This window comes from Trichococcus ilyis (assembly GCF_900109135.1).
GTDB classification, from domain to species: Bacteria; Bacillota; Bacilli; order Lactobacillales; family Aerococcaceae; genus Trichococcus; species Trichococcus ilyis.
Genome location: NZ_FNYT01000020.1, coordinates 18712 through 44302, shown reverse-complemented (window position 1 = coordinate 44302; position 25591 = coordinate 18712). Strand labels below are relative to the sequence as shown.

Genomic DNA, 25591 nt, shown 5'->3' with positions numbered 1-25591 from the left:
GGTATTCAACAGAAAGGACGTTTGCGATGGCCTATACACACGTACAAACATTCAATCCGGAAATTCTTTATGCTTTCGACCCGTTGAACGAGGCCGGAAGCTATTCCAAAACGCACAGCCACAACTTCCTGGAAATCAGCATCCTCCTGGAAGGGGAAGCCGATTATTTGGTGGACGGAACGCGACAGGATTTGGGGAAAGGCACCGTCATGCTTTTCAATCCGGGCGTCAAACATGCGGAAAGGCAAAGAGAGGGCACCTTTTCCCATCAGCTGCATATCGGTTTGACGAACCTTTCGCTGAACGGGCTTCCCCGCAATCATTTCCCGAATAAGCGCGCGTTGCTGGACCTGGGCTGTTATGCGGATGCCTTCATGGCGAAGGCTTGGCAAGTGACGAGGGAGTTCAATGAGCAGCGCAGCGAATACCAGCTGATGGGCAAAGGGCTGATCTTGGAGATGCTGGGACTGCTGCTGCGCAGTCTGGAGGACGGATCGGACAATACGGTTCCCGCGGCGCTTTCCCAGACCGCCGTGCGCCAGCAGCATCTTGTGAACCATGCCGTCTATTACCTGGAGAAACACCATTCCGAGGAAATCACGCTGGAACAACTGGCGCAGCAGCTCTTCGTCAGCCCGGCCCACCTTTCGAAGATCTTCAAGGAAGCGACCGGCTTGAGTCCGATCCATTACCTGATCCACGTGCGCCTGAAGCATGCGAAGGAACTGTTGAAGCAGGAAGAATGGACCATCAAGGAGGTCGCTCAGGCTGTCGGCTATGAGGACGCATACCATTTCAGCAAATTGTTCAAAAAATACTACGGAACCGCGCCATCGCAAATCGCCAAGGAAGAGCGGCCGGTGTAGGGTCTATCGTTGTAAAGAAAGAGGCTATCTCGATGAGATAGCCTCTTTCTGTTGATGCATCCATAAATGTGTGCTGATTGTCGGATAACGATGCAGAATCCGACAACCACAGCACCTATAATTCAAAAGTTGTCGGATAAACCGAAAGAATCCGACAACCACAGCACCTATAACTCAAAGGTTGTCGGATAGATCGAAAGAATCCGACAACCATAGCACCTATAACTCGAAAGTTGTTGGATAAACCGAAAGAATCCGACAACCAGTGTGCTGTTACAGAAGGTTGTCTCATTCATCACGCTCTTGCATGGTTTCTTCGGTATTCTTTCGGTGTCTGTCCTTCCCGTTTTTTGAAGAGGTAGCTGAAATAGTTGGGGTCGTTGTAGCCGATGTCCATCGCGATGGCGGAGAGCTTGTCGTCGGTCCCGACCAGCAGCTCTTTGGCGTGCTGCAGACGGCATTCGGTCAGGAAGTCGATGAACGTCTGCCCCAATGATTGCGAGAAGATCGTGCTGAAATGCGAAGGACTCAGGTTCACGGCCTCCGCCACGACGTTCAGCGAGATGTCGGGATCGGTGAAATTCTCCTTGATGAAGCCCAACGCTTTCTGGATGACGCTCTGATATTTCACCATGGCCGGCTGGATGTGGGCCGCCATCAGGAAAGCCAGCAGCTTTTCGATCGTGTGGGTATATTCCGCGGCATCGGCCGCCACCGCCGCCAGCTGGTCAAGATCGTTCATTTTCTCCAGCAGAGGCTGCTCCGTCCCGGGCTTCTTTTTCTGGACCAGATGCCCCAACTCGGTCAGCACGAAGAAGCGGAAAAGCCGGTTGCGCTCCTCGGTGTCGCCGGGTGTTCCCTGCAGCTCCAGCACCAGCTCCTCCAGTTCATCCGCCTCGGTCCGGGCGATCCGCTGGGCCAGATCGAGCTTGAACGGATTCGTCGGGGAAACCTCGCCGTCCTTGATGTCGTCCTCGTAGCTGATGATCCGCTCCGTCCGCAGCACGCCGTAAGTCTGCAGCATATTCTGCGTGTAACGGTAGGCCTGCGGAATCTCGCTGAGCCGTTCGACGATCGGGCCGATCGAAACGATCAGGTCCTCCGCCTCTTCGTCCTTCAGTTCATGGACGAGCGTCTGAGCCAATTGGTAACTTTTTTCCAACAGCCTGTCCGTATCGCTGTCCATCAGCAGAAACTTGATGAAACGTGAAGAGATGCTGGAGAAAATGATGCTCTCATCCTCGCCGAAAAGAAACTGCAGATACTTGCTGAAGCGGAAATGATCATCGAAATTTTTATCGTAATGATTGGTGGCCAGGACGACGCAGGTCTTTTTTCCCACAACCGAGCGCTTCAGGGCGGCGGATTCCTGCAGCACTTCCGGCACCGACAGATCACCGCCGAAGATGCCGTTCAGGAAGTGGTTCTTTTTCAGCTCAAAGATGAAGTTGTCGGCATGGGGATCCCGGTCCAGGACGGGTTCTTTCTGTTTGTCCAACACCGCGATGACGCCCTCTAGCGTCTGGATCAGCTCCTCGTCTTTGATCGGTTTCAGCAGGTAGGCATCCGCCTGCACCTGGATGGCGGTGCGCGCATATTCGAAATCATCGAAGCCGCTGATGAAGATGATGCGGATCCAAGGGAAAATCTTCCGGACTTCCTTGGCCAGGCTCAGGCCGTCCATGAAGGGCATCCGGATATCGGTCAGCAGGATGTCCGGTTTGACGTCCATGATCGAGGCCAATGCCATTTCCCCGTCGGAAGCTTCCCCGGCAAAAAGCAGCGGGTGCGTTTCGGCAAGGGCCAGCAATTGGTTGCGCAGACTGTCGCGGATCAGGTGTTCATCCTCGACGATAAAGACTTTATACATAAAGAGTCGCTCCTTTTAAATGAACTTTGGGACGGTGACAGTGACGGTCGTGCCTTTTCGGTAGCTGCTGTCGATCGTGAGCGAGGCGGCAGCACCGTAATACAGCAACAGCCGCTTGCGGACATTGTAAAGCCCGAATCCGCCTTCGCTGGTTTCATCGACTGCGGCTTGGTCAAGCCGCTTGCGGATCTCGAGCAGGCGCTCCTCCTGCATGCCGATGCCATTGTCCGTCACGGAAAATTGGATCGTATCCTCGCTGCAGGTCGCCGCGACTATCACTTTCCCGGCGCGCCGGACATGTTTGGTTCCGTGATAGACGGCATTCTCGACCAACGGCTGCAGGATCATCTTCAGCACTTCCGTCTGCAGGATGGCCTCGGGGATGTCGATTTCGAACGCCAGCATTGCGCCGTAGCGGATCTGCAGGATCGTCAGATAGTCTTCGACGTGGCGGATCTCCTTCTCGACCGTGATCCAGTCCTGGCCTTTGCTCAAGGAGATGCGCAGGAAATCGGAAAGGGCGTAAGTCATCGTCTTCACCTGCTCGCTGTTGCCTTGTTCGGCCAAAGACAGGATGGCGTCCAGGGTGTTGTAGATGAAGTGGGGAGTGATCTGCGCCTGCAGCACCCGCAGCTCGCTCTGGGCCAGATCGAATTGCTTCATGGCATTGTCTTCGATCAGGATGCGCAGATTATGCGCCATGTCATTCATGCTCTCCGTGACGACGCGCAGCTCCGCGACTTCCGGCTCCTCGGCGCGGTAATCGAGATGGCCTTGCGACAGTTCCTCGGAAAGGACGATCAGGTCATGCAAAGGTTCCTGGATCTGCCGCGTCAGGAAGCGGTTGTTTTTGCGGGCATAATAGACGATTATCAGCACGATGACGAGCTCAAACAGGATCAGGTAATAGAGCGACACCAGCATGTCGTCGCTGGTCGCCCCGGCGATCTCGATTTCGACGCGCACGAAATCCTGGAGGATGCCGTAGAGCAGCACGGTGACGGCATCGACCTGGACCATGATGGCTTCATTTTCGTCGACCGGCCGCTCGTTCTGGATGTTGCTCTCCATTTCGGCAATGTACTTGTCGAGCGTGTCGAGTGTCCGCAAAGCGACATCGAGCGTGGCGGCTTCCTTGGCGGTGGTGGTGTTGGCCTGGATCGCTTCGATGGCCTGCCGCACCTTGTCCAGCTCGTTGCCGGCTTCGTATGCGGGGACGTCGATGAGTCCGAAGACCAGGTCCCACACTTCCTCCAAAACATTTTCCTGCACGATGGTCGAAACGGCGTTCGCTTCTTCGACGTTCGCCAGGGCGCTGCGGTATACCAGGATGTTGCGGGTGTAAAAGATGCTGATCACCAGCAGCGGAATAAGGGTGATGCTGAAAAGCAGTCGGTTGGTCTGTTCGAAAATTTCTTTGATACTGGCTATTTTTTCCATCGCATGGCCTCCCTAATATTCCCTTGGCGGAATGCTGTCGAGATTGCCTTTATCGGAAAAGACGGTTTCCGGCATGTAGATTTCGTTCGGGATGGTATTGCCGTTCAGATAGCGCTTGATCGTGTTGCGGACATACCAACCGGCGTTCGGATTGCATTCGACGACGCAATTGACTTTGCCGGCGCGCAGATTTTCGATCATCTCGGCTTGGCCGTCGATCGTGACGATGAGGATGTCCTGGCCCGGGACGATGCCATTTGCTTCCATGACCTCCAGCATCCCCAACGTCATTTCGTCGTTGTGGCTGTAGAGGACATCGATGTCTTCCCAACCGTTCTCTTCTATATATTTGCGGAAGACATCCTTGGCTTTGGACCGGATATAATCGCCTTGCAGGGAGGCTTCGATGCTGATCCTGGAATCGCGGCTGATCACTTCCAGGAAACCTTCACTGCGGAAGTTGGTCGGCGAAGTGTTGGCAAGCCCTTTCATTTCCAGGATCTTCACGGAGGATTGGGAGCTGTTTTGGAAATGGTTGGTGATGTATAGCCCGGCCCGATTGCCTTCCGCCTTGAAACTGGGGCCAATGTGCGTCAGATACAGATTCTCCTCCGCGGTGCGGATATGTCGGTCGACGACGATGACAGGTATGCCCGCATCTTTTGCTTCCGCAAGAACGGCATCCCAACCGTCTTCCACGAGCGGCGTGAAGACGATCATGTCCACTTTATAGGCGATGAAAGTGCGCATGTCCTGGATTTGGCGGTCCTGGTTCATGAAGCCGTTCCGGTACAGCACTTCGTAGCCTTCCTTGGCTAATTCCTCCCTTATCGATTCCGTGTGGCGCTTGCGCCAATTGCTCTCCGTGCCAGATTGCGAGAAGCCGACGACGATGTTGCCTGGCTCATCTTCCGGAGCGGGGCTGTTCGCGCAGCCGCCGATGAACAGGAGCAGGAGCAGCACATGCAAGAGGTATTTCTTCATGGCGGCAAAACTTCCTTCCTATTATAATTCCAAAATAAAACGCTGCCATGGAACAGTTTAGCACAATTTAGGAGACGTTCGAAAAAAAACAAAGGAAATCGGAAAAAATCCCTATGGAAACGGATTCAAATCAAAAAGAATGTCAAGAAACCGGATAAGATAGTGAATGTAAGCGGTGCCTTCAGAGGGTACAATACATATATCAAATAAAACAGCAGTGGAGGAATTCGGGATGAAATTCAATTGGAAGAAAAGTTTTCTCACAGCAACAACGTTACTATCCGCAGTAGTGCTGGGCGCATGCGGAAGCGGGGACGCAGCGACGGACGATGCCGGCTATGTCGGAATCGCGATGCCGACGAAGTCAGCGGAAAGATGGATCGCGGACGGCAACAACATGGTCACTGAGTTGGAGAAACTGGGCTACAAGACGGACCTGCAGTACGGCGAAGACAAAGTCGAAAACCAAGTGGCGCAAATCGAGAACATGATCACGAAAGGCGTGGATGTTTTGGTCATCGCTTCGATCGACGGATCGGCCTTGACGGACGTGCTTGAAAAAGCGGCCAACGAGGGGATCGAAGTCATCGCGTATGACCGCCTGCTGATGAATTCCGAACACGTCGACTACTATGCGACTTTCGATAATTTCGGCGTCGGGGTGCTGCAGGCTTCCTACATCGAAGATGCGCTGAACCTGAACGAAGGCGAAGGCCCGTACAATATCGAACTGTTCGGCGGCTCTCCGGACGACAACAATGCTTTGATCAATTACAACGGCGTGATGTCTGTGTTCCAACAATACATCGAAAGCGGCCAGTTGGTCATCCCTTCCGAGCAGACGAAATTCAATCAGATTGCGACTTTACGTTGGGACGGTTCGACCGCACAAGCGCGGATGGACAACCTGCTGAGCGCGAATTACACGGATAAAACTTTGGATGCGGTCTTGTCTCCATATGATCCGATCAGCTTGGGAATCATTTCTTCCCTGAAAGGCGTAGGCTACGGTTCCGCCGAAAAACCATTGCCTGTCATCACCGGCCAGGATGCAACCCAAGCGGGCGTGAAATCGATCATTGCCGGCGAGCAGACGCAGACGATCTTCAAGGATACGCGCATTTTGGCCCAGAACACAATCGAGATGATCGAAGCGATCTTCAACGAGGAAGAGGTTCCTGTGAACGATACGGAAACGTACGACAACGGCGTGAAAGTCGTGCCGACTTACTTGGCTAACCCGGTCTCGGTCGATAAAGAAAACTACAAAGCGGAATTGATCGATACGGAATACTATTCCGAAAAAGATTTAGGCTTATAAAAATGTGAATATGTGAGACTTCCTTCGCGATGCTGAGGAAGTCTCTTCCATAGAGGAGGGATATCATGGCGGATTATATATTGGAGATGCGGAACATCATCAAGGAGTTTTCTGGCATCCGGGCATTGAATGATGTGAATCTGAAGATCGAGCGGGGCGAAATTCATGCCCTGTGCGGCGAAAACGGCGCGGGCAAGTCCACGCTGATGAATGTCTTGAGCGGGCTGTATCCATACGGCAGCTACGAAGGGGATATCGTCTACGACGGGGAAACCTGCAAATTCAAGGATCTGAAGGACAGCGAAAACAAAGGCATCGTCATCATCCACCAGGAGTTGGCGCTCAGTCCTTACCTGTCCGTAAGTGAAAATATTTTCCTCGGCAATGAACAAGCAAAACACGGCATCATCGACTGGGACCTGACGGAAAAGAAAACGGCCAATCTCTTGAAGACGGTCGGGCTGAAAGTGAACCCGAATACGCTCGTTTCCCAGATCGGGGTCGGCCAGCAGCAGCTGGTCGAAATCGCCAAAGCTTTCTCGAAATCGGTGCGTCTGCTGATTTTGGATGAGCCGACAGCCGCACTGAATGAGGAAGAGAGCGCGAATCTGTTGGAGCTGATCAAGGAATTCAGGAGGCAAGGGATAACTTCCATCATCATTTCCCACAAGCTGAACGAAATCGTCAATGTGGCTGACCGCATCACGATCCTGCGCGATGGGCGGACGATCGAAACGCTGGAAAAGGAAGCCATCAATGAGGAACGCATCATCCGCGGCATGGTCGGCAGGGATCTTACCAACCGCTATCCGGAGCGCCATCCGAACATCGGCGACGTCTACTTTGAAGTGAAGGATTGGACGGTCCATCATCCGATCGATGCGCACCGGATCATGAACGACAAGATCAATTTCAACATCCGCAAAGGCGAAATCGTCGGCATCGCGGGTTTGATGGGGGCAGGCCGGACGGAATTCGCGATGAGCGTCTTCGGGCGTTCCTACGGCAGCCATATTTCCGGCAGCATCCACAAAGCTGGACAGGAGATCTCGGTCAAGGACGTGCCGGCAGCCATCGAAAACGGGCTTGCTTACGTATCCGAAGACCGGAAGGCATTGGGGCTGAACCTGCTGATGGATATCCGCGAAAACACGACGATCGCCAGCCTCGGCAAGATCAGCAAACAAGGCGTACTCGACAAGGAAAAGGAAGTCCAGGTGGCCGAGTCCTACCGCAAAAAAATGCGCACGAAGACGAGTTCGATTTACCAGAAAGTCAGCAGCCTCAGCGGGGGCAACCAGCAGAAAGTGGTCCTTGCCAAATGGCTGATGACGGAGCCGGATGTGCTGTTCCTGGATGAACCGACGCGAGGCATCGACGTCGGCGCCAAATACGAAATCTACACGATCATCGAGGAAATGGCGGCTGCCGGCAAATGCGTCTGCATCATCTCCTCCGAGTTGCCGGAAATTTTGGGAATGTGCGACCGCATCTACACGATGAACGAGGGCAAATTCACGGGTGAGGTTTTGCGCAAAGACGCCAACCAAGAATCGCTGATGAATCTAATGACTAGGGAAGAAGAAGGTGTGCTATAGATGGAAACGACGAACGGAGTAAAAAACGGAGCGAAAAAAGAAAAGCAGACAATCGATCTGAAGGCAAAGGCACTTGATATTTTCAGCAAATACAGCATGGTCATCATTCTGATCGGATTGTTGATCGCTTTCCAATTGATGACGGACGGCATCTTCTGGAGGCCGCTGAACATCACGAACATCGTGCTGCAGAACAGCCACATTCTGGTGCTGGCCGCAGGGATGCTGCTGGTGGTCCTGTTGGGGCATGTCGATCTTTCGGTTGGTTCGGTGATGGCTTTTGTGGGCGCCATTTCCGGTATTTTGATGGTGAACAACAACATCAGTCCTTGGTTGGCAGTGCCGCTCTGCATCGCGATCGGTGCGCTGATCGGCGCTTGGCAAGGTTATTGGGTGGCCTACTTTGGCATCCCGGCTTTCATCGTGACTTTGGCGGGGCTGTTGATGTTCCGCGGTTTGACGCAGGTCGTGCTGGGCGGGCAGTCCTTGGCGCCTTTCCCGGAAGTGTTCCAGAAAATCTCGACGGGCTACTTGCCTGATCTGACGGACGGCAGCATCCACCTGTTGACGATGATCTTGGGTGTGCTTATCGCCGCGGCGCTCGTTTTCGGGCAATGGCGCACACGTGAAAAACGCAAAAACAATCTGTTCGAAGTGGAATCGATGAACGCGTTCACGCTGAAAGCAGTCATGACGGCAGTGGTGATGATCGGCGTGACGTACATCTTCGCATCATATCAAGGCTATCCGGTCATTCTGGTCATCCTGGGCGTCATCGTGGCGGTCTATGCTTTCCTGACGAACAAGACCGTTGCGGGTCGCCAAATCTATGCAACCGGCGGCAACCGTAAAGCAGCAGAACTGTCCGGTATCAAAACGAAAAAAATCACTTTCTGGGTATTCGTGAACATGGGCGCGATGGCTGCATTGGCCGGGTTGATCTTGGCTGCGCGTCTGAATGCCGCGACACCGCAAGCGGGCACTTCGATGGAACTGGATGCGATGGCAGCCGTATACTTCGGCGGAGCCTCCACTTCAGGCGGGATCGGCACGATCGTGGGAACGATCGTCGGCGGTTTGGTGATGGGTGTCCTGAATAACGGGATGTCCATCCTCGGCGTCGGTGTCGACTGGCAACAAGCAATCAAAGGTTTGATCCTCTTGTTGGCCGTTGTTTTGGATATCTACAACAAGAAAAAGAAAGCAGCATAAGGGGTTGAAGCAGATGACCGAACAAAAGACAGCCTTATTGATCTGTACGGCCGGCATCACGACCGGCTTGCTGGTGAAGAACGTGCAGAACGCCGCGGACGAAAGGGGCCTGGACATCCATGTCTACTCCGCGCCGGCGATCATCGCGGAACAGGCGATCCAAAACCAAGCGGTCGATGCCCTGATGATCGGCCCGCAATCCAAATACGAAATCGCGCGGCTGAAGGATTTCCTGACCTACAAAGCCGTACCATACAAGCTGATTTCGAAGGAAAATTATGAGATCCTCGACGGGGAAGCCGTGCTGGAGGAAATCATCGCGTTAATCAGGTAATGAATATGAACTAATGTGGGGCCGCCTCGATATTTCGAGGCGGCTCTTTCGGTTGTGTGACCTCCGGCGAACGAAGGCTTCGCCGGAGGTCGGCGTGCAGTTTAAGTTGTGTCCTCCGGCAAGGCATGCTTCGTCGGAGGACAGGACAAAGGTAACCGGCTAGCTCCGGGGAGAGACGGCTGGCCGGAGCTGCAAGTGCGATTCAAGTTTTTTCTCTGACGGCAGGTCTGGAGGTGTGTTTCGGTTCAAGCAATCAGAGTCGATGGATTTCCCTTGACTTCACCTTACTTCAAGGGCTTATGATGGAACCAGCAACAAAGATTCGGGACGGAGGAAAATGAAATGAACAAACCATACAGGGTGATTTGCCATATGGGGATGTCGATCGATGGGCGCGTGGCGGGGGCGTTTTTGGGTTCGCAGCAGTTCGGTCCGTATGGGAAAGCCTATGAGGAGACGTTGCAAGCTTACGCTTCGGACAACTGGATCTGCGGACGGGTAACCTTCGAAGAGCACATCACTTTCGGCAACAAAGCGGACTTGTCCGCGTACCCGGAAGAAGCCATCCCGGGGGAAGACTATCTTCATCCGGCTGCATTCAGCTCTTACGCGATCGCCGTCGATCCGGAAGGCAAACTCGGCTGGCAGACGAACGTGATCGGCGACGAGTATCCGGAAAGGAAGGGCGACCACATCGTCGCGATTTTGAGCGAGGCGGTTTCGGACCGGCATCTGGCCCATCTGAGGGAAATCGGCGTTTCCTACCTCTTTGCGGGGGAAAGCAAACCATTGTCGATGAAGGTCGCCTTGGATAAATTGCACAAGCATTTCGGCATCGAAACCTTCATGCTGCTGGGCGGCGGCTTTGTCAACGGCGCCTTCGCTAGCGAAGGTTTGGTCGACGAAATCAGCCTGATTATCGCGCCACTTGTCGAAGGCGTTTCCAATTCCGTGTCTTTGTTCGAGTACGGAAACAGCCTTGACCAGAGCATCCGGCAATTTCGCTTGGACAAATTCGAGCGGATCGGCCCTGACGGCATCCGGCTGACCTATCTTTCAAATCGTGACGCGTGAAAAAAGAAGAACCATCGGATCCAGTCTCAAAGCGACTTGGATGCGGTGGTTCTTTCGTTTGCTGTCTGTCTACGCTACAATTTCCCGGACTGCATAGTAGCTGCCGTCCCGGTCGGGGAAGTTGAAGGTCCGGGCGCCGCCCATTTCGATGATCTCGCCGACCGTCTCGTTGTTTTCCTTGAAACGCGCATACAATCCATCAAAATCCGCGATGTCGAACAACAAAGAAGGCTTGTTGGAGGCCACTTCCGGTGAATTTTTTCTGATGAAATCGATGTCGAACAGCTGCAGGTTGCAGGCAGGATTTACGGCCAGCACGATGCTGATGGAGCCTCCAAAATCAAAGCGTTCCGTCTCCTTGAAGTCCAAGTATTTTTTCCAAAAATCGGCATTCGCCTCGACGTCCTCGACATAAAGCATGATATTCGCTGTGGTCATTTCATTTCCCCCATTTCTTTTCGGTCTATGCCCATTATACGTCGGGAAATCCCCGATGGCCAACGGGAGGACAGCTTGCGGCTGCGGTTCTGGAAAAAGGGCGTCGGATTCGTAATCATGCGGGGAAATTGTTAAAATGGAAGCATAACGAGAGCGGCAAGAGAGGGGATGAGGCGATTGAACGGCAACAACGAAGCCTTTCTGGGCTATTTCAATGACATCGAGAGTTTCTTCAACAAGGAGTACAAACCGAATCGCGGGAAATCTTACTACAGCTTTTACGAACTGGTGGAGAACGCCGCGCGCTACGACAGCTATGTGAAAAGGAAACGCGATGACTTCCAGATACTGGGGGATCTGCGCAACTTCCTGAGCCACGGGAACCAGAGCGACTTGGTGCTCGTCAACGAGGCATCCCTGAATCTGATCAAAGCGATCCATGAACAGCTGCTGAAACCGAAGACCGCGTTCGACATCAAATCCGACGATGTGAAGTTTTTCAAGGAAACGACGCCGCTTTCCGCGGTCCTGGAAACGATCCGGAACACCGATCTGACCCAATTTCCGATCAAGGACGGAGACGGCAAAGTGATCGGGCTGCTGACCGAGAACGGCATTGCGCACTGGCTGTCCCAGCATGCACATGAGGCGAGCATTTCGATCGGAGGGACGTTGGCGCGGGACATCCTTCTGTTGGACGAGAACAAAAACAATTTTGCCTTCATCAAGAAGGACGCGACCATCTATGAAGCGGAAGCCCAGTTCGACAACCAAAAAATCGATGCGCTGCTGGTGACGCACAGCGGTAAAAATACCGAGAACCTGCTCGGCATCATCACCCGCTTCGACTTGGTGGAAGTGTAGCGACAGGGAATCATTCAGCTGAAATTTAAGGCAGGCCGGCTCTCGATGAACCGGCCTGCCTTTATTTTTTTGGCGGTCACCGGCTACTGCCGGAGGAGCGTGGCCAAGGCATGCATGCGCAGCTCCGGTGAGGGGACCGCTCACCGGAGGACACCGGTAACGATCAGCCTCAGCTTCGACGAAGCCGCCCCCGTCGGAGAACAGGACCAAAATGTTGGCCGAACTCCGGCGAAGCCTCCGTTCACCGGAGCAGGAAACAAACGAAAGAAAAGGCCACCCCAATCTAATGAGGCAGCCCAAGAACTGTTTTATTCTTCCGTGTGGATCGAAACGCGTTTGAAAAGGGCGGAGCTTTGCGGGTTCGCACCGGTGAAGGTCGTCTTGACGCCGCGTTTTTTGTTGCGGGTGATGAGTTTGTCGATCGCTTCGACAGCTGTGGAATCCCACAAAGTCATGGTGCTGATGTCGATGACGACTTCTTCCTCGTGCGCTATCTCTTCGGCGAAGAAATCCAGGAATTTTTCGGCGGAAGCGAAGTAAAGGTGGCCGTCCACTTTGTAGTGATGGTCATCATCGGCAGTGCCGGCTTCGACTTGGAGATGGGCCATTTTGAAAGCGGCGAAGACCGCGCTGACCAATGTGCCGGCTATGACACCGTAAGCCAGATTGTGGGTTCCGACAACGATGGCGACGGTAAGAATCATCGCGAAGCTTTCGTTTTTGGGATTGGTGCGCAGACGCTTGATCGAATCCCAGTTGATGGTTTCGTAAGAGACGACGACCATGACGGCCGCCAAAGCGACAACCGGAATCTGGACGACGGCACCGTTCAAAAGGACGACAGACACCAGCATCAGGAAGCCCGACAAGAAGGTCGCCAGCCGGCCGATGCCGCCGTAAGTCAGGTTGATGATCGTCTGGCCGATCATCCCGCAGCCGGCGATGCCGCCGAAGAAGCCGGAAACGACATTCCCTAGGCCTTGGCTCAAGCTCTCCTGATTTTTGTCGCTTTTGTCCTCGGTAATGTCATCGACCAACTGCGCGGTCAACAAGGATTCAACCAAGCCGACGATAGCGACCGAAAGTGCCGTAGGGAAAATGATCCGCAACGTTTCAAGCGTCAGCGGAACAGCCGGGATGCCGAAGCGCGGCAAAGCGGTGGAGATCGATCCCATATCGCCCAATGTTTTCACATCCAGGCCAAAGCCGAGCACGATCGCCGTGATGACCAGGATCGAAACGATAGGGGCCGGTATTTTTTTCGTGACTTTCGGGAACAGGAAAATGATGGCGATACCCAATAGCCCCAGCAGCGGCAAAATCAGATTGCCTTGGAAATGAGCCAGTTGCGAAGTGAACATCATGAGCCCCAATCCATTCACGAAACCGGTCATGACGGGCTTGGGAATGTAGCGCATCAAGGAACCGATTTTGAGGAATCCCAGGACGAGCTGCTGGACGCCTGCCAGGATCGTCGCGGCAAAAAGGTACTGGATGCCGTGGGTTGCGACCAGATGAGCCAGCACCAATGCCACGGATCCTGCGGCGGCCGAAATCATGCCTTTGCTGGAACCGAAAAAGGCCGCGATGGCTGTGATGAAGAAAGTGGCATAGACTCCGACGACCGGGGGCACTCCCGCGACGATCATGAAGCCGATGACTTCGGGGAACAAAGCCAGACAGACGACGATGCCGGCCAGGATATCCCCTTTGATATTGCCGAACCATTCTTGTTTGTATTGTTGCATAAAATACCTTCCTTCTTGAAAAAAATGTTGTTTATTTGATTTTCAAAATCATTGGAAAAACTTACAAAAACATATTAACACATAACTGAATTGAAATGGATTAAAATTTATGCAGAAGTGCATATTTTGAACAATCAGTGCAAAAAAGAGTGGAAAAGCTTTAAATTCCGAGCCGCGGTGTGTTAGTATGTAAAAAACAAAGTTGAACCAAGAAAAAGAGGAGCGGATCAGGATGGAAGTAGGCAGTCGCATTCAGGAGTTGCGCAAACTGAACAAAATAACGGCGAAAGATTTGGCTGAGCAGATCGACGTTTCACCTTCGTTCATTTCGGCCATCGAACACAATTCGACCAAACTGTCCCTGAAGACGCTCAGCCACATCTGCGAGGTGCTCGGCGTCACGCTGGCGGAATTCTTCAATTCGGAAATGAGCCCGGTCGAAAAGAAACTGACGGCCCAAATCAAAAAAATGCCGGAAGAGAAAAAATACGAACTGCTGGCCTTCCTGACAGGCCTGATTTCCTAAAAAGGAAAAGCGGAACGGGTTCGTTCAGCCCTAAAAGAAATTTAGGAAATCGTGCCGACTGAGCATCGTAGAGCGCAATAGGTACGATTTATCTAATTTCCGAAGGGCTTACCCGTGAAGCTGGACAGCGTTTTGGATGCGCAAGATATTTGTAAATGTATCAAATACCTCAGGTGATGCACTTTTGGATTCAAAATATTTTATACTTTCACAACAAAAGTAAAGGAAGATGCATCCCGCTTCAATTATGAGGCGGTGCATCTTCCTTTTTTCATTCATTCAATCTCCAAAAGTTGTTCGATCGCGGCCAATACGCCTTCTTCGTTGTTCGAAAGGGTTTGGTATTTGGCGGCTTTTTTGACGTCTTCGGCGGCGTTCGCCATCGCAAAGCTGTAGGCGACGTGCTGCAGCATTTCGATGTCGTTGCCGCTGTCGCCGAATGCGGCGGTCTCCTCATCGGCGATGCCCCACAGTTTCTGCAGCAACTGGATGCCGGACGCTTTGTGCATGCCCGGGATGATGAGGTCGATGGAGCCGTGTCCGGTCGGAACCGGTGAAACGACATCGCCGACTTCGCGCAGGAAGTGTTCCAACAGGGCGGGAACTTCCTCTTCAGCGAAGCCGGATGCAAATTTAAAGATGGTATCCTCTATTTCGGAAAAAGAATCCACTCGTTTCAAACGGTGATAGAAGCGTTTCGTATTTTCGTAAAAGTGGTCGGAAACGGAACGGTCAACGTAGGCACTGTTTTTGCCGCAAACGACCAATTTCGAATAGGCATCCAGTTCCTTGAAGATCCGGAGCACTTTGTCGATCGTTTCCTGCGTCATCTCACCGACGGCCAGTTCCTTGTTGCAGTCCACGACGAACGCGCCGTTTTCCGCCACGAAGGCAAGTTCATCCTGTATTTCCGGGAAGAAGGAACGCAGTTGGTAGTATTGGTTTCCGCTAGCCACGACAAAACGGACATCCTTTTCGCGCATGCGTTTGTACAGGGCAGCGAAGCGCTCCTTGTTGAATTCCTTCCGGCTGTCCAGAAAAGTCCCGTCCATATCGACGGCAATCAGTTTGATGGGCATGGCAAATCTTCCTTTCGTTGGATGCAGAAATGACCTGCCTCGAGCCGCCAGTTTGCGCATCCGCTTATGTTGACAACATCTTAACACGTTTGCTTACTAATCGAAAGGGGGAAATGGCCCCGCAACAAAAGTAACAGAAAAGGAAATGATTGACAAAAAGAACGTATGTTCGTAAAATGGAGGCAAAAGGATGTGACGGATATGGAAAAGGGGATTTGCCTGAAGGGTTCGGTGGAAAAAATCAAAATTGTGAAACTCGAGGAAACGCCGCTGATCCGCTTCACGCTGACAGTCGGCAAGGAAGACAAGGAAGAGAAGGAAAATTGCCTGATCCGCGCGCATTCGTTGGATTTTCTGTATCAGGTCACCGAAGGGAACGCAATCGTGATCTACGGCAGGAAGAACAAGCGCAACCAGGTCGTGGTGCAGAAATATCATGTGAATCAATAGCGAACGTTGATGGATGGGGTGAAGCAAATGAGGCTGCTGCAAAAAGGAATCTGGAGAGAAAAATTGGCTGTCGCCGACCTTTTGGAACGAAAAGGCTGCAATGAATTCACGCTGTTGGAGGACCAGCTTTCCGTCGGGAGCAGGCTGTTCGAAATCTGGTGGTATGTTTATGAGGGGCAAAACCATATTTTGGCCAAGGGCAAACAGCATCCGAACCAGCTCTATTTCTTTTTGCTGGAGCCGGGCGATCTGTTCGCGGTCGATGACTTCCGCATCTATCTGGAAACAGGGGAATTGAAGCATCCAGTCGCCGTCCGATACAAGAAAAACGGCAAGTGATCAGAACCAGCCGTTTTTCTTGAACCAGCGATACATGGAGAGCCCGATCACGAGCATCAGGCCGATAGCCAAAAAATAGCCGTATTTCCAGGTCAATTCCGGCATGTGTTCGAAATTCATCCCGTAGATGCCGGCAATCAGAGTCAAAGGCGAGAATATCGAAGTGATGATGGTGAGGATCTTCATCACATTGTTCGTCTGGTGGGAATTGAGCGACAGATAGCTGTCGCGCATATCCGTCGTCACTTCGCGGTTGGAAGTGATCATCTCGGACACCTTCAGCAGGTCATCGTGGATATCCGAAAAATAACGATGCTGTTTGCGGACGCCATCCAAATGCTGGGAATTCAGCATCCGGTAGAGCAGATCCCGCATCGGATTGACGGTCTGCATCAGCCCAAGCAGGCGATGGCGGATGTCGATCAGCTGCGGCATCTGATCGGTCGAGCGTCTTGTTTGGGAGCCGTCTTCGATGCGGATCAGCTCGTCTTCAATGTCGTGCAGCAACGGGAAATAGTTGTCCACGATTTTGTCGAGTATTTGATAAAACACGTGGTGGGGATCCCACTTTTCCGGATTCTGCTGCGCAAGCAGACGCTCCCGGATGTATTGCACCTCTTTTGAAGGGGCATAGTGGAAGGTCACGATGAACTTTTCCGCGACAAAAAAATCCAGTTCCTCCTTGATGAGTTTGTTCCGCTCCGCATGCACGTGATGTGTGACGTAAAAGGTATAGCCTTCGTAATAATCCAGCTTCGGCCGCTGCAAAAGCTGGAGGCAGTCTTCGATGGCCAGTGGATGGAAATGGAAAGTGTCCTTGAGATGCTGCGCTTCTTCGGTTGTCGGATTTTCGAAGTCGATCCAGGCCCATTTGTAGGAAGAGAGATCCGCAGTGTTCAGATTGAGGTCCGTTTTGATTTGATTTTCAGTTGTGATGCCGATGACCGTTATCATATAAGTGCACCTTCTTTGCGAATGATTTCAAGGTTCATTATACGGGAAATGCACTGCCGGCGCCATTGCGGGATTATTCAGCGGCCAGAAGCAGTGAAGTGTGCGATAATGGAAGGAGAAGATAATCTGAATGGAGGGCGTCGGATGATCAAATTGATTTTGACCGATATGGACGGGACATTCCTGAACAGCCAAGGGGATTTCAACCGGGAACTTTTCAAGCAAGTGAAGCAACTGATGACGGAAAAAGGCGTCGTATTCGCGCCATGCACCGGCAAGCAGAGCGAGCGCGTCGAAGAAATATTCGGCGAAGATGCTGCTGATTTTTGGATTCTGGGGGACAGTGCTTCCCGGATCAAACGCAACGGCGCCGTCGTCTACGAATCGTTGCTGGCGAACCGGACAGGCCGGGCCATCCTGCGCGAACTGGAGGAAATGCAGCTCGGGCATACGCTGATCGCCTGCACGAAAGAAGCCGCGATGATCAAAAATGATCTGTCGCCGGAGGAATCGGCGGCCGTCAGGAGGTCCTACAAAAAAGTTGTCGCCGTGGATGATTTCGGGGCGATCGAGGCTGATTTCATCAAGATAACGGTCCGCGATATGCAGGAACGCTGCGTCGGGACCGCTGAAAAATTGTCCGCTTTCCGCGACAGGGCGCATATCGTCGCCTCGGAGAAGGCCTGGCTGGACATCACCGATCTGGGTGTGCATAAAGGCAGCACGATAGCCCGCCTGCAGGAACTGCTGCAGATCACTCCGGAAGAAACGATGGTGTTCGGTGACGGAATGAATGATGTCGAGATGATGAAGAGCGGGAGATACAGTTTCGCTGTGCGGAATGCCTATCCGATCATCAAGGATACGGCGGCTTTCATCACCGGCAGGACGAACGATGAGGATGCGGTGTCGCATACGATCTTGCAGTTGCTTGCGTTGCAGGGCTGAGTTTTTTCGTGGCAGCCTGAATTTCTCTGCCTGCAATTTCTGTTTGACTTGGAGTCCACTCCAAGGTGTAGCATATAACCGAGGATAACAAACAGGACAGGTTCTGATGCCGAAAGGATGGACACGATGATGAACATAAAGAAAGCCAGCGAGGAAACGGGTGTATCGGCCGATACGATCCGCTATTATGAGCGGATTGGCCTGATCCCGCCGATAAAAAGGAACGAAAACGGGGTCCGCGAATTCGACGAGGAGGATCTGAGATGGATCGTCTTCAGCCGCCAGATGCGCAATGCGGGACTTTCGATCGAAGCCCTGATCGAGTATCTGACACTCTTCCGCAGCGGGGAGGAGACCGTTTCGGCCAGGGTGGACCTGCTGATCGAACAACAGAATGAATTGCAGGAGCGGATCGACGTGATGCAGCAGGCGCTGGATCGGCTGAAATACAAGATATCCAACTATGACAGCCATATGGTTCCGAGCGAAAACAAACTGAGGGATTTCGACGAAAACAAAGCATGAAAGACGCACAGCAGCCGTCCCCTTTTGGGACAGCTGTTGTTTTTTTGTCTTGCTCCGGCGAACGGAGGCTTCGCCGGAGTTCGGCCAACATTTTTGGTCCTGTTCTCCGATGGGGGCAGCTTCGTCGAAGGTGAGGCTGATTGTTGCCGGTGTCCTCCGGCGAGTGGCTCCTCGCCGGAGCTGCGCCCGCATTCCATCGCTCTCCTCCGGCCAGCGGGCATCCAGCTTAGACTTAGTCGAACCGAAGAAAGGGGCAATCTCCAAATGAGACTGCCCCGGGGTTTACCTGCATTTTCAGTTGGTCCGGATCCACTGGGTCGACATGTCGACACCCGCATCCAGCATAAGGTTGTAGACGGGACATCTCCGTTCGACTTCGGCCGCCAATTTCTCGATGGCTTCGTCGGTCTCATCGGTATCGATATGGTTCACGAGTGTGATTTCCTGGAAGTAGGTGCGGATATCGTCTTCCCCGGCAAAACCGCGCGGATCGAAGGTACCTTCGACGGTGAACGACAGGCCTCTGTACGAGAGCCCTTGCTGTTCGGCCACGTAATAGGCGATGATCGAGGTGCAGCCCGCCAGCGAACCCAAAAGATACTCAAGCGGATTCGGCCCTTTGTTGTCGCCGCCCATCCGTTCCGATTCATCGACAAAAAATTCGGGCAGATTGCGGACTTTTACCGTAGTGGTGATGCCTTGGTGCGCTTGGCCAGTGATCCTCAGTTTCGATAATTTTGTTTCTGTCATCTGGATAACCCCGTTTCTATTTTTGATAACGTTTACAATTTTATTTTATCACAGCGGCACGGGATAGGCGCAACAGAAGCCCTCATCTATTGCTTGCCGGATGTCCAAAACAGCCCGCGAGTGGTATACTAATCTTGAAGAAAAACTGCTGAAAGGCAACTGCTTGCTCACGTTTATTCTTGAAGAAAAGGGGTCTTCTCAATGGAAAAGAAGGATTTGGAACTGATATTGGCTAATTTCGGACCGAAAAAGGAATTCATCGGCGATGGTTATTTCCGCATCCGTGATAAAGGCAACGAGCATTATGAAATCGCCTATCTTGTCTCGGCTTGCTGCGGAACAACGAACTATTTCCCGCAGATCGCGGTCCATGTCGAGGGCGATAAAGTCGTTCCCGATTCCGTGTTGGATCTGGTATCCAATCCGGCCAAAATGCTCAGCTATTCACCTGAGACGAGTGCCGTGATGGAGCAGGAATTGGATAAACTCTGCGAAAAGTTTTTGGCCGTCAAGAACTTGAAAGCGGGAAGCACCGGAACCCCGGACTGAGCGTTGATTTTCACCGGGAATGTATTTAAGGCAAAACAAAAAGGAGCAATGGAATGCGCACTGACGCACTCCATTGTTCCTTTTTAATTTGGGTTAATAAGGCTTTGCGGCTTCGAACGAGCCTTTGATGACGCGATTACAGTCTCCGCATTTCAGCCAGTGCCCCAGATCGTTGCTTTCCTGGTAAACGCTTGACGGCTTTTTGCATTGGCAGTAAAGGATCTCGGTTTCTTGAGGGGGATCTTCGGGAATGATATCCAGGTAAGGCTCTTCGGTCAACCAAGTGGCATCGATAGCATCGTGGTCATCTCTTGATAGTTTGTCCATGCTGGTCCCTCCTGTAAATGGATTTCAGGATTGCTGCGGAAAGAATGGGGGCCATCCTTCCTCACTTCGATGATACAACTTATCTATTCACAGTCCAAACAAAAGCCCTCCGAAACCGGCAAAGGATCCCAATTTCAGATCGAATCGCTGTAGGCTTTCATCAGTTCCTTCGCCATATCAATCATCGCCAAGTCCACGGATGAAAGCGTCTTTTCTTTGCTGTAAGCGATGAAATACTGTGTCCGGACGATGCTGGTCTCGATATAAAAAATATTGTAGCTGTCCATCGCTTCACTGTTGTTGAGCGCGCTCTTAGGCAGAAAAGTCAGCCCCATCCCTTTTCTGGCAAGGGCGGCAGCGGTGGAGATGTTCTGCGATTCCATGACGATGTCGGCCTTGATGTCCAGATGCTTCAGGAATTCGTTCGCCTGCTTGCGGATCCCGGATTGGGAAGTGGTCAGCACGTATTTTTCGTTCTTCAGCAGATTCAAAGGATAGGGGAATTTTGCGATTTCCTTCAGGTCGGGCTGGTAGAGCGGGCTGGTGTCCGGAACGATGACGCACCATTTGTCTTCCGCGAGCACGGTGTAGGAAAGCTGTTCGTTATGGATCGGCATCATGCCTAAATACAGATCGACTTTGTTTTCCACCAAATCCATTTCCGTTGTTTTGGCGTCCTGTTCCATGATTTTCAGGACGATTCCCGGATATTTTTCATGAAACTTCGGCAGGATCAGCGGAAGCAGGAACGATCCCATGATCGGATGGACCCCAACGCGGATTCGGCCGTACTTCAGGTTGGTGATCATGGTCAATTCATTGACCATATCTTCGTATTGGTTCTGCATCTTTTTCATGTGTGTCAGGAAGCGTTCGCCGGCATAGGTCAATTCCATCGGGGTCCGATTGCGCTCGACCAACTTTGTTTGGAGTTCCTCTTCCAATTTCGTGATGGTTTTGCTGAGGTAAGGTTGGGAAATATATAGAGACTTTGCCGCCTGGGTGAAGGTTCCTTCACTGACGATGGCATCGAGATAGGCAATGATAGTAGTCTGTTGCAGCATTTTTGGTCTTCCTTTCGATTGAGGTCTTCCAGTGCTTGTTATACCGGAAAAGGAGTGCTGGTTACAAGGTTTATTTTACCTCACTTTTTCATTGCGAAAGATAAAATAATCACAAGTATAACAGAAAGGTTATAAAAATAATAGCTATCCAGAACAAAATAGATATGGTCTCTAGCCGTCCCATAAAATAATAGGTGCATTAAAATTGTGCCTAAACGCATGAATAACGTGCTTTTTGTGTGGGTGAAAGTTATTTGATATAACCAAACGGTTATGATAAACGGCTGAAGATTACTATTTCACAAATAATCGGATCAATTCTATAATGCAACTATCAAGAGAAAAGGTGAGCAAACGGAATGGCAATCCCAGCCTGGCTGTCCAAGCTCATCACTCACAATTCAAGGAAGAAGGAAAAACAGATGACAACAATTTGCGAAATGCTTGGAATAAAATACCCTATTTTTCAAGGAGCGATGGCACGTATCGCGACGGCTGATATCGCTTCTGCGGTTTCAAATGCAGGCGGACTCGGCATCATCGCTTCAGGCGGTATGACAGCGGATCAATTGCGTGCGGAAATCCAAAAATGCAAGAGCATGACCGACAAACCATTTGCGGTCAACTTGATGCTGATGATGCATAATTGCCCAGAATTGGTTGATGTCGTGATCGAAGAAGGCGTCAAAGTCGTCACAACCGGAGCAGGCACCCCGAAACCATTCATGCCTAAATTCAAAGAAGCCGGCATCAAAGTCATCCCGGTAGTCGCTTCCGTGAAACATGCACAAAAAATGGAAGCTTTGGGCGCGGATGCAATCGTGGCTGAAGGAACCGAAGCGGGCGGACACGTCGGCGAAACAACAACGATGTGCTTGGTGCCGCAAGTGGTCAGTGCAGTCAACATCCCTGTATTGGGAGCCGGCGGAGTCGGCGACGGCCGTGGCGTCGTTGCGATGTACGCAATGGGAGCACAAGGGATCCAAGTCGGAACACTTTTCTTGTCGGCTGAAGAATGCCCGGTACCGGCTACATTCAAACAAGCCGTGCTGGATGCTGATGATACGGCTACAGTCGTTACAGGACGCCGCAACGGCGCGCCTGTCCGCTCCATCAAAAACAAAATGCTTGCGAAGTTCCAGGAACTGGAAAACAACAATGCATCCCGCGATGAATTGGAAGAATTGTCATTGGGCTCATTGAGCAAAGCCGTATACGAAGGCGATGTCGAGAACGGATCGGTCATGGCCGGCCAAATCACTGGTATGGTGAACAACATCCGCCCTGCTAAAGAAATCATCGAAACATTATTCAAGGATGCTGAAGGCATCGCCGCTTCATTGAAGATCGCTTATTAAGCAAAACTGAAAAGCTCAGATCAAGACTGAGCTTTTTCTTTTCCGAAACAATGTGAATGAACGAGCAAGGATGAACAAACAGGAGGGTACACTTATGACAAAAGTAATCACAGCTGCAGAAGCGGCAAAATTGATCAAAGACAACAGCACGGTGGCGTTGACCGGATTCGGTTTGGCCTGCGTGAACGAAGAAATGGCTATTTCCATCGAAGAGCGTTTTAAAGCGGAAGGCCATCCGAACAATCTGACTGTCATCCATGCGAGCGCTGTTGGGGATCGCCGCACGAAAGGGATGAGCCATTTGGCGCACGAAGGTCTGATCAAACGTTGGATCGGCGGTATCGTCAGTGCTTCTCCGCAAATCAGCGATCTGATCGTCGAGGACAAATGCGAAGCCTACAACCTTCCGCAAGGGGTCATCACGCAACTGTACCGCGAAATCGCGGCAAAACGTCCGGGGTTGTTCACTAAAGTCGGCATGCGCACCTTCGTCGATCCGCGTCTGGAAGGCGGCAAGCTTTCCCCGCGCACGACCGAAGACATCGTCAAAGTTGTCGAAATCGAAAATGAAGAATGGCTGTTCTACCCGACTTTCCCGATCAATGTCGGCCTGATCCGCGGCACGGTAGCCGATGAAAAAGGCAACTTGACGCTTGAAAAAGAAGGTTTGCATATGGAAGTGCTGCCGGTCGCACAGGCTGTCAAAAACTCCGGCGGTATCGTGATCGCTCAAGTGGAAACATTGGCGGCTGCAGGCACGCTGCATCCGAAAGACGTAAAAGTTCCGGGCATCATGGTCGACTACGTCGTCGTGGCGCAACCGGGCAACCAGTTCCAGACGGAAAACACCGAGTACAACCCAGCCTTCTCCGGGGACACAAAAGTGCCGTTGGATGCAGTAACAGCACTTCCGTTGGATGCCCGTAAAGTGATCGCCCGCCGTGCAGCAATGGAGCTGGTTCCGTCCACTGTCCTGAACCTTGGCGTAGGGATCCCTGTCAATGTCGCGACAATCGGTGCCGAAGAAGGCATCAGCGATCAATTGGTGTTGACTACTGAAGCCGGCTCGATCGGCGGCGTTCCGGCAGGACTGAAGGACTTCGGACATGCCTTCAACAGCGAAGCGATCATGGATCACCATGCGCAATTCGACTTCTATGACGGCGGCGGCTTGGATCTATCCGTATTGGGACTGGCTCAGACCGATGCCAGCGGAAACGTGAACGTATCGAAATTCGGCAACCGGGTCGCTGGTTGCGGTGGTTTCATCAATATTTCCCAATCCGCCAAGAAATTGGTGTTCGCCGGAACCTTCACTGCCGGCGGTCTGCAGCAGGAAGTAAAAGATGGCCGTCTGACGATCATCCAGGAAGGCAAAGCGAAGAAATTCGTTTCCGCCGTCGAACAAGTGACTTTCAGCGGGGAATACGCGTCTGAAGTGGAACAGGAAGTATTGTACGTGACCGAGCGTGCGGTTTTCGACCTCGAGAAAGGCAAATTGCGTCTGATAGAAATCGCGCCGGGCGTCGATCTGGAAAAAGATATTTTGGGTCAAATGGACTTCAAACCGGTCATTGCCGAAGATCTGAAAGTGATGAACGAAGGCATGTTCCGCGAAAATTGGGGAGAACTAAAAAACATCGTCATGGCGAATGGAAATAAGGGAGAGTGTAGTTGATGAATAAGGAAATTAATCGTTGGGCTGTCTTGGTCAGCTCTATGGGTATCTTGATGTGTACGGGTGCAGTTTATGCATTCAGCGTGTTGGCAGGACCGCTGTCTGCCGCAAGGGGTTGGACGATGGCTGAAGTCATGGGCGCCTTCGCGATCAACGCGGCTTTGGGGCCGATTCCGATGATCTTGGGTGGCTTCTTGACCGACAAAGGTTGGTCGAAATGGAGCACGATGGCCGGAGCGGTGTTGTTCGGCATCGGTTTTGCTTTGACTGGTACGGCAACGACTTTGACTGAATTGTATATCTACTACGGTTTGATGGCCGGTTTCGGACAAGGCTTCGCTTACTCAGGCTGCCTGAGCAACACAATCCGTTTCTTCCCGGACAAAAAAGGTTTGGCTTCGGGCTTGATCACGGCAGGTATGGGCGGAGCGGCCATCATCGCAGCGCCGATCGCAAACCAACTGATCCAAAGCATCGGCGTTGCCGACACTTTCGTGCGCATGGGTATCGCTTATGCCATCATCAGCTTCACTTGCAGCCTCTTCATCAAGGTTGCTCCGAAAGATTATGCACCAAAAAATATGAACGCAGCAGCAACTGCAGCGGCGAAAAAACCGGTCGTCAACAAGAACTGGAAAGAAATGCTGCAGGATCCAAAATTCTACCTGATCATCCTGATGTTCGCGATGGGCGCTTTCTCCGGCTTGATGATCGCTTCAAACGCTTCTCCGATCGGACAATCCATGTTCGGCCTGTCCGCAGCAGCGGCAGCCGTTTATGTCAGCGTGTATTCTTTAAGCAATACGATGGGCCGGGTTATCTGGGGTGCTGTTTCCGATAAATTGGGCCAACCGACTACCATCAGCATCATGTACAGCGTCATCATTCTTACTTTCTTGATCCTTATTTTCGTCAAATCGATCTTCGGGTTCACATTGGGAATCGTTGGTTTGGGCTTATGCTTCGGCGGTGTGATGGGCGTGTTCCCATCACTGGTCATGGATAACTTCGGACCGAAATTCCAAGGCGTCAACTACGGCATCGTGTTCATCGGTTACTCGACATCCGCTTTCGTGGCGCCTAAAGTAACTGCGGGCATCGCTGCCGCAAACAACGGCGACTTCACCAAAGCCTTCTACGTTGCAATCGTGGTTGCGGCTGCAGGACTGATCCTGGATCTTGTCTACAAGAAAAAAGCAGCAACAAAAACGATCCCAGAAACTGTTCAATAAGCTGAAAAACACCTCCAGCACGCATTTTCGCGCGTTGGAGGTGTTTTTTTGAGTTGCGATCCG

At 52.0% G+C, this 25591-nt stretch carries 26 protein-coding genes; 16 read left to right on the top strand and 10 right to left on the bottom strand.

The features are described from left to right. Positions 1-26: 26 nt before the first annotated feature. A complete protein-coding gene (locus BMX58_RS09975) occupies positions 27-866 on the top strand; it encodes an AraC family transcriptional regulator (RefSeq protein ID WP_068623971.1) in 840 nt (279 codons plus the stop codon). Between the two features lie 295 nt (positions 867-1161). Here the strand turns inward: BMX58_RS09975 and BMX58_RS09970 are convergent, their stop codons facing one another. The 3 genes from BMX58_RS09970 to BMX58_RS09960 are packed head-to-tail and all read right to left on the bottom strand — an operon-like array spanning position 1162 to position 5160. Then, positions 1162-2736, bottom strand: a complete 1575-nt coding sequence (locus BMX58_RS09970; RefSeq protein WP_068623968.1) for a response regulator transcription factor — start codon at positions 2734-2736, stop codon at positions 1162-1164. Positions 2737-2751: 15 nt separating this feature from the next. Then, positions 2752-4176 carry a sensor histidine kinase gene (locus BMX58_RS09965; RefSeq protein ID WP_068623966.1) on the bottom strand — a complete coding sequence of 475 codons (1425 nt, stop codon included), beginning with the start codon at positions 4174-4176 and terminating at the stop codon, positions 2752-2754. Between the two features lie 12 nt (positions 4177-4188). Next, positions 4189-5160, bottom strand: coding sequence for an ABC transporter substrate-binding protein (locus BMX58_RS09960; RefSeq protein WP_068623964.1), 972 nt, complete (start codon positions 5158-5160; stop codon positions 4189-4191). 232 nt (positions 5161-5392) lie between these two features. Between BMX58_RS09960 and chvE the strand changes: the two genes are divergently transcribed. The 5 genes from chvE to BMX58_RS09935 all read left to right on the top strand — a co-directional run bounded on the left by chvE (position 5393) and on the right by BMX58_RS09935 (position 10699). After that, complete coding sequence (gene chvE / locus BMX58_RS09955) at positions 5393-6481, top strand: multiple monosaccharide ABC transporter substrate-binding protein (RefSeq protein ID WP_068623962.1); 1089 nt, start codon at positions 5393-5395, stop codon at positions 6479-6481. A 65-nt stretch (positions 6482-6546) separates the two neighbouring features. Then, on the top strand, positions 6547-8079 hold the full coding sequence (mmsA, locus tag BMX58_RS09950) for a multiple monosaccharide ABC transporter ATP-binding protein (RefSeq protein ID WP_068623960.1): 1533 nt from the start codon (positions 6547-6549) through the stop codon (positions 8077-8079). Continuing rightward, a complete protein-coding gene (gene mmsB, locus BMX58_RS09945) occupies positions 8080-9291 on the top strand; it encodes a multiple monosaccharide ABC transporter permease (RefSeq protein WP_068623958.1) in 1212 nt (403 codons plus the stop codon). 13 nt (positions 9292-9304) lie between these two features. Next, the gene (locus tag BMX58_RS09940; protein ID WP_068623956.1) at positions 9305-9625 is read left to right on the top strand and encodes a PTS sugar transporter subunit IIB; all 321 of its coding nucleotides are present in this window, start codon (positions 9305-9307) and stop codon (positions 9623-9625) included. Between the two features lie 342 nt (positions 9626-9967). After that, positions 9968-10699: a dihydrofolate reductase family protein gene (locus tag BMX58_RS09935; RefSeq protein ID WP_068623954.1), complete on the top strand. Its 732-nt coding sequence runs from the start codon at positions 9968-9970 to the stop codon at positions 10697-10699. Between the two features lie 69 nt (positions 10700-10768). On the opposite strand, the gene BMX58_RS09930 is transcribed toward BMX58_RS09935, so the two are convergent. Then, positions 10769-11137: a VOC family protein gene (locus BMX58_RS09930; RefSeq protein ID WP_068623952.1), complete on the bottom strand. Its 369-nt coding sequence runs from the start codon at positions 11135-11137 to the stop codon at positions 10769-10771. A gap of 177 nt (positions 11138-11314) precedes the next feature. Between BMX58_RS09930 and BMX58_RS09925 the strand changes: the two genes are divergently transcribed. After that, positions 11315-12001, top strand: a complete 687-nt coding sequence (locus BMX58_RS09925; RefSeq protein ID WP_068623950.1) for a CBS domain-containing protein — start codon at positions 11315-11317, stop codon at positions 11999-12001. 308 nt (positions 12002-12309) lie between these two features. Here BMX58_RS09925 and BMX58_RS09920 read toward each other — a convergent pair whose 3' ends face one another. Beyond that, on the bottom strand, positions 12310-13749 hold the full coding sequence (locus tag BMX58_RS09920; protein WP_068623948.1) for a SulP family inorganic anion transporter: 1440 nt from the start codon (positions 13747-13749) through the stop codon (positions 12310-12312). A 232-nt stretch (positions 13750-13981) separates the two neighbouring features. Between BMX58_RS09920 and BMX58_RS09915 the strand changes: the two genes are divergently transcribed. Continuing rightward, positions 13982-14275 carry a helix-turn-helix domain-containing protein gene (locus tag BMX58_RS09915; RefSeq protein ID WP_068623946.1) on the top strand — a complete coding sequence of 98 codons (294 nt, stop codon included), beginning with the start codon at positions 13982-13984 and terminating at the stop codon, positions 14273-14275. Positions 14276-14550: 275 nt separating this feature from the next. Here the strand turns inward: BMX58_RS09915 and BMX58_RS09910 are convergent, their stop codons facing one another. Beyond that, positions 14551-15354, bottom strand: a complete 804-nt coding sequence (locus tag BMX58_RS09910; RefSeq protein WP_068623944.1) for a Cof-type HAD-IIB family hydrolase — start codon at positions 15352-15354, stop codon at positions 14551-14553. Between the two features lie 201 nt (positions 15355-15555). Here BMX58_RS09910 and BMX58_RS09905 point away from each other — a divergent pair, with 201 nt between their 5' ends. Together BMX58_RS09905 and BMX58_RS09900 are read left to right on the top strand one after the other, a co-directional pair. Then, positions 15556-15804, top strand: a complete 249-nt coding sequence (locus tag BMX58_RS09905; protein WP_068623992.1) for a hypothetical protein — start codon at positions 15556-15558, stop codon at positions 15802-15804. 27 nt (positions 15805-15831) lie between these two features. After that, positions 15832-16143: a hypothetical protein gene (locus BMX58_RS09900; protein WP_068623942.1), complete on the top strand. Its 312-nt coding sequence runs from the start codon at positions 15832-15834 to the stop codon at positions 16141-16143. Here BMX58_RS09900 and corA read toward each other — a convergent pair whose 3' ends face one another. Continuing rightward, the gene (corA, locus tag BMX58_RS09895; RefSeq protein WP_068623940.1) at positions 16144-17097 is read right to left on the bottom strand and encodes a magnesium/cobalt transporter CorA; all 954 of its coding nucleotides are present in this window, start codon (positions 17095-17097) and stop codon (positions 16144-16146) included. 144 nt (positions 17098-17241) lie between these two features. Here corA and BMX58_RS09890 point away from each other — a divergent pair, with 144 nt between their 5' ends. Continuing rightward, on the top strand, positions 17242-18045 hold the full coding sequence (locus tag BMX58_RS09890) for an HAD-IIB family hydrolase (protein ID WP_068623938.1): 804 nt from the start codon (positions 17242-17244) through the stop codon (positions 18043-18045). Positions 18046-18174: 129 nt separating this feature from the next. Beyond that, positions 18175-18570, top strand: a complete 396-nt coding sequence (locus BMX58_RS09885; protein WP_068623991.1) for a MerR family transcriptional regulator — start codon at positions 18175-18177, stop codon at positions 18568-18570. Between the two features lie 294 nt (positions 18571-18864). On the opposite strand, the gene BMX58_RS09880 is transcribed toward BMX58_RS09885, so the two are convergent. Then, positions 18865-19320, bottom strand: a complete 456-nt coding sequence (locus BMX58_RS09880) for an OsmC family protein (RefSeq protein WP_068623935.1) — start codon at positions 19318-19320, stop codon at positions 18865-18867. A gap of 201 nt (positions 19321-19521) precedes the next feature. Here BMX58_RS09880 and BMX58_RS09875 point away from each other — a divergent pair, with 201 nt between their 5' ends. After that, positions 19522-19869, top strand: coding sequence for a hypothetical protein (locus tag BMX58_RS09875; protein WP_068623934.1), 348 nt, complete (start codon positions 19522-19524; stop codon positions 19867-19869). Positions 19870-19962: 93 nt separating this feature from the next. Here BMX58_RS09875 and BMX58_RS09870 read toward each other — a convergent pair whose 3' ends face one another. Further along, complete coding sequence (locus BMX58_RS09870) at positions 19963-20196, bottom strand: hypothetical protein (RefSeq protein WP_068623932.1); 234 nt, start codon at positions 20194-20196, stop codon at positions 19963-19965. Positions 20197-20330: 134 nt separating this feature from the next. After that, entirely contained in the window at positions 20331-21260 is a 930-nt protein-coding gene (locus BMX58_RS09865) for a LysR family transcriptional regulator (protein ID WP_068623930.1), read from the bottom strand. A gap of 422 nt (positions 21261-21682) precedes the next feature. Between BMX58_RS09865 and BMX58_RS09860 the strand changes: the two genes are divergently transcribed. The 3 genes from BMX58_RS09860 (at position 21683) to BMX58_RS09850 (ending at position 25528) form a co-directional block, all read left to right on the top strand. After that, on the top strand, positions 21683-22618 hold the full coding sequence (locus tag BMX58_RS09860; RefSeq protein WP_068623928.1) for a nitronate monooxygenase: 936 nt from the start codon (positions 21683-21685) through the stop codon (positions 22616-22618). Between the two features lie 94 nt (positions 22619-22712). Further along, complete coding sequence (locus tag BMX58_RS09855; RefSeq protein ID WP_068623926.1) at positions 22713-24296, top strand: acyl CoA:acetate/3-ketoacid CoA transferase; 1584 nt, start codon at positions 22713-22715, stop codon at positions 24294-24296. Then, complete coding sequence (locus tag BMX58_RS09850) at positions 24296-25528, top strand: L-lactate MFS transporter (protein ID WP_068623924.1); 1233 nt, start codon at positions 24296-24298, stop codon at positions 25526-25528. The genes BMX58_RS09855 and BMX58_RS09850 overlap by 1 nt, the downstream gene beginning before the upstream one ends. Positions 25529-25591: the final 63 nt, after the last annotated feature.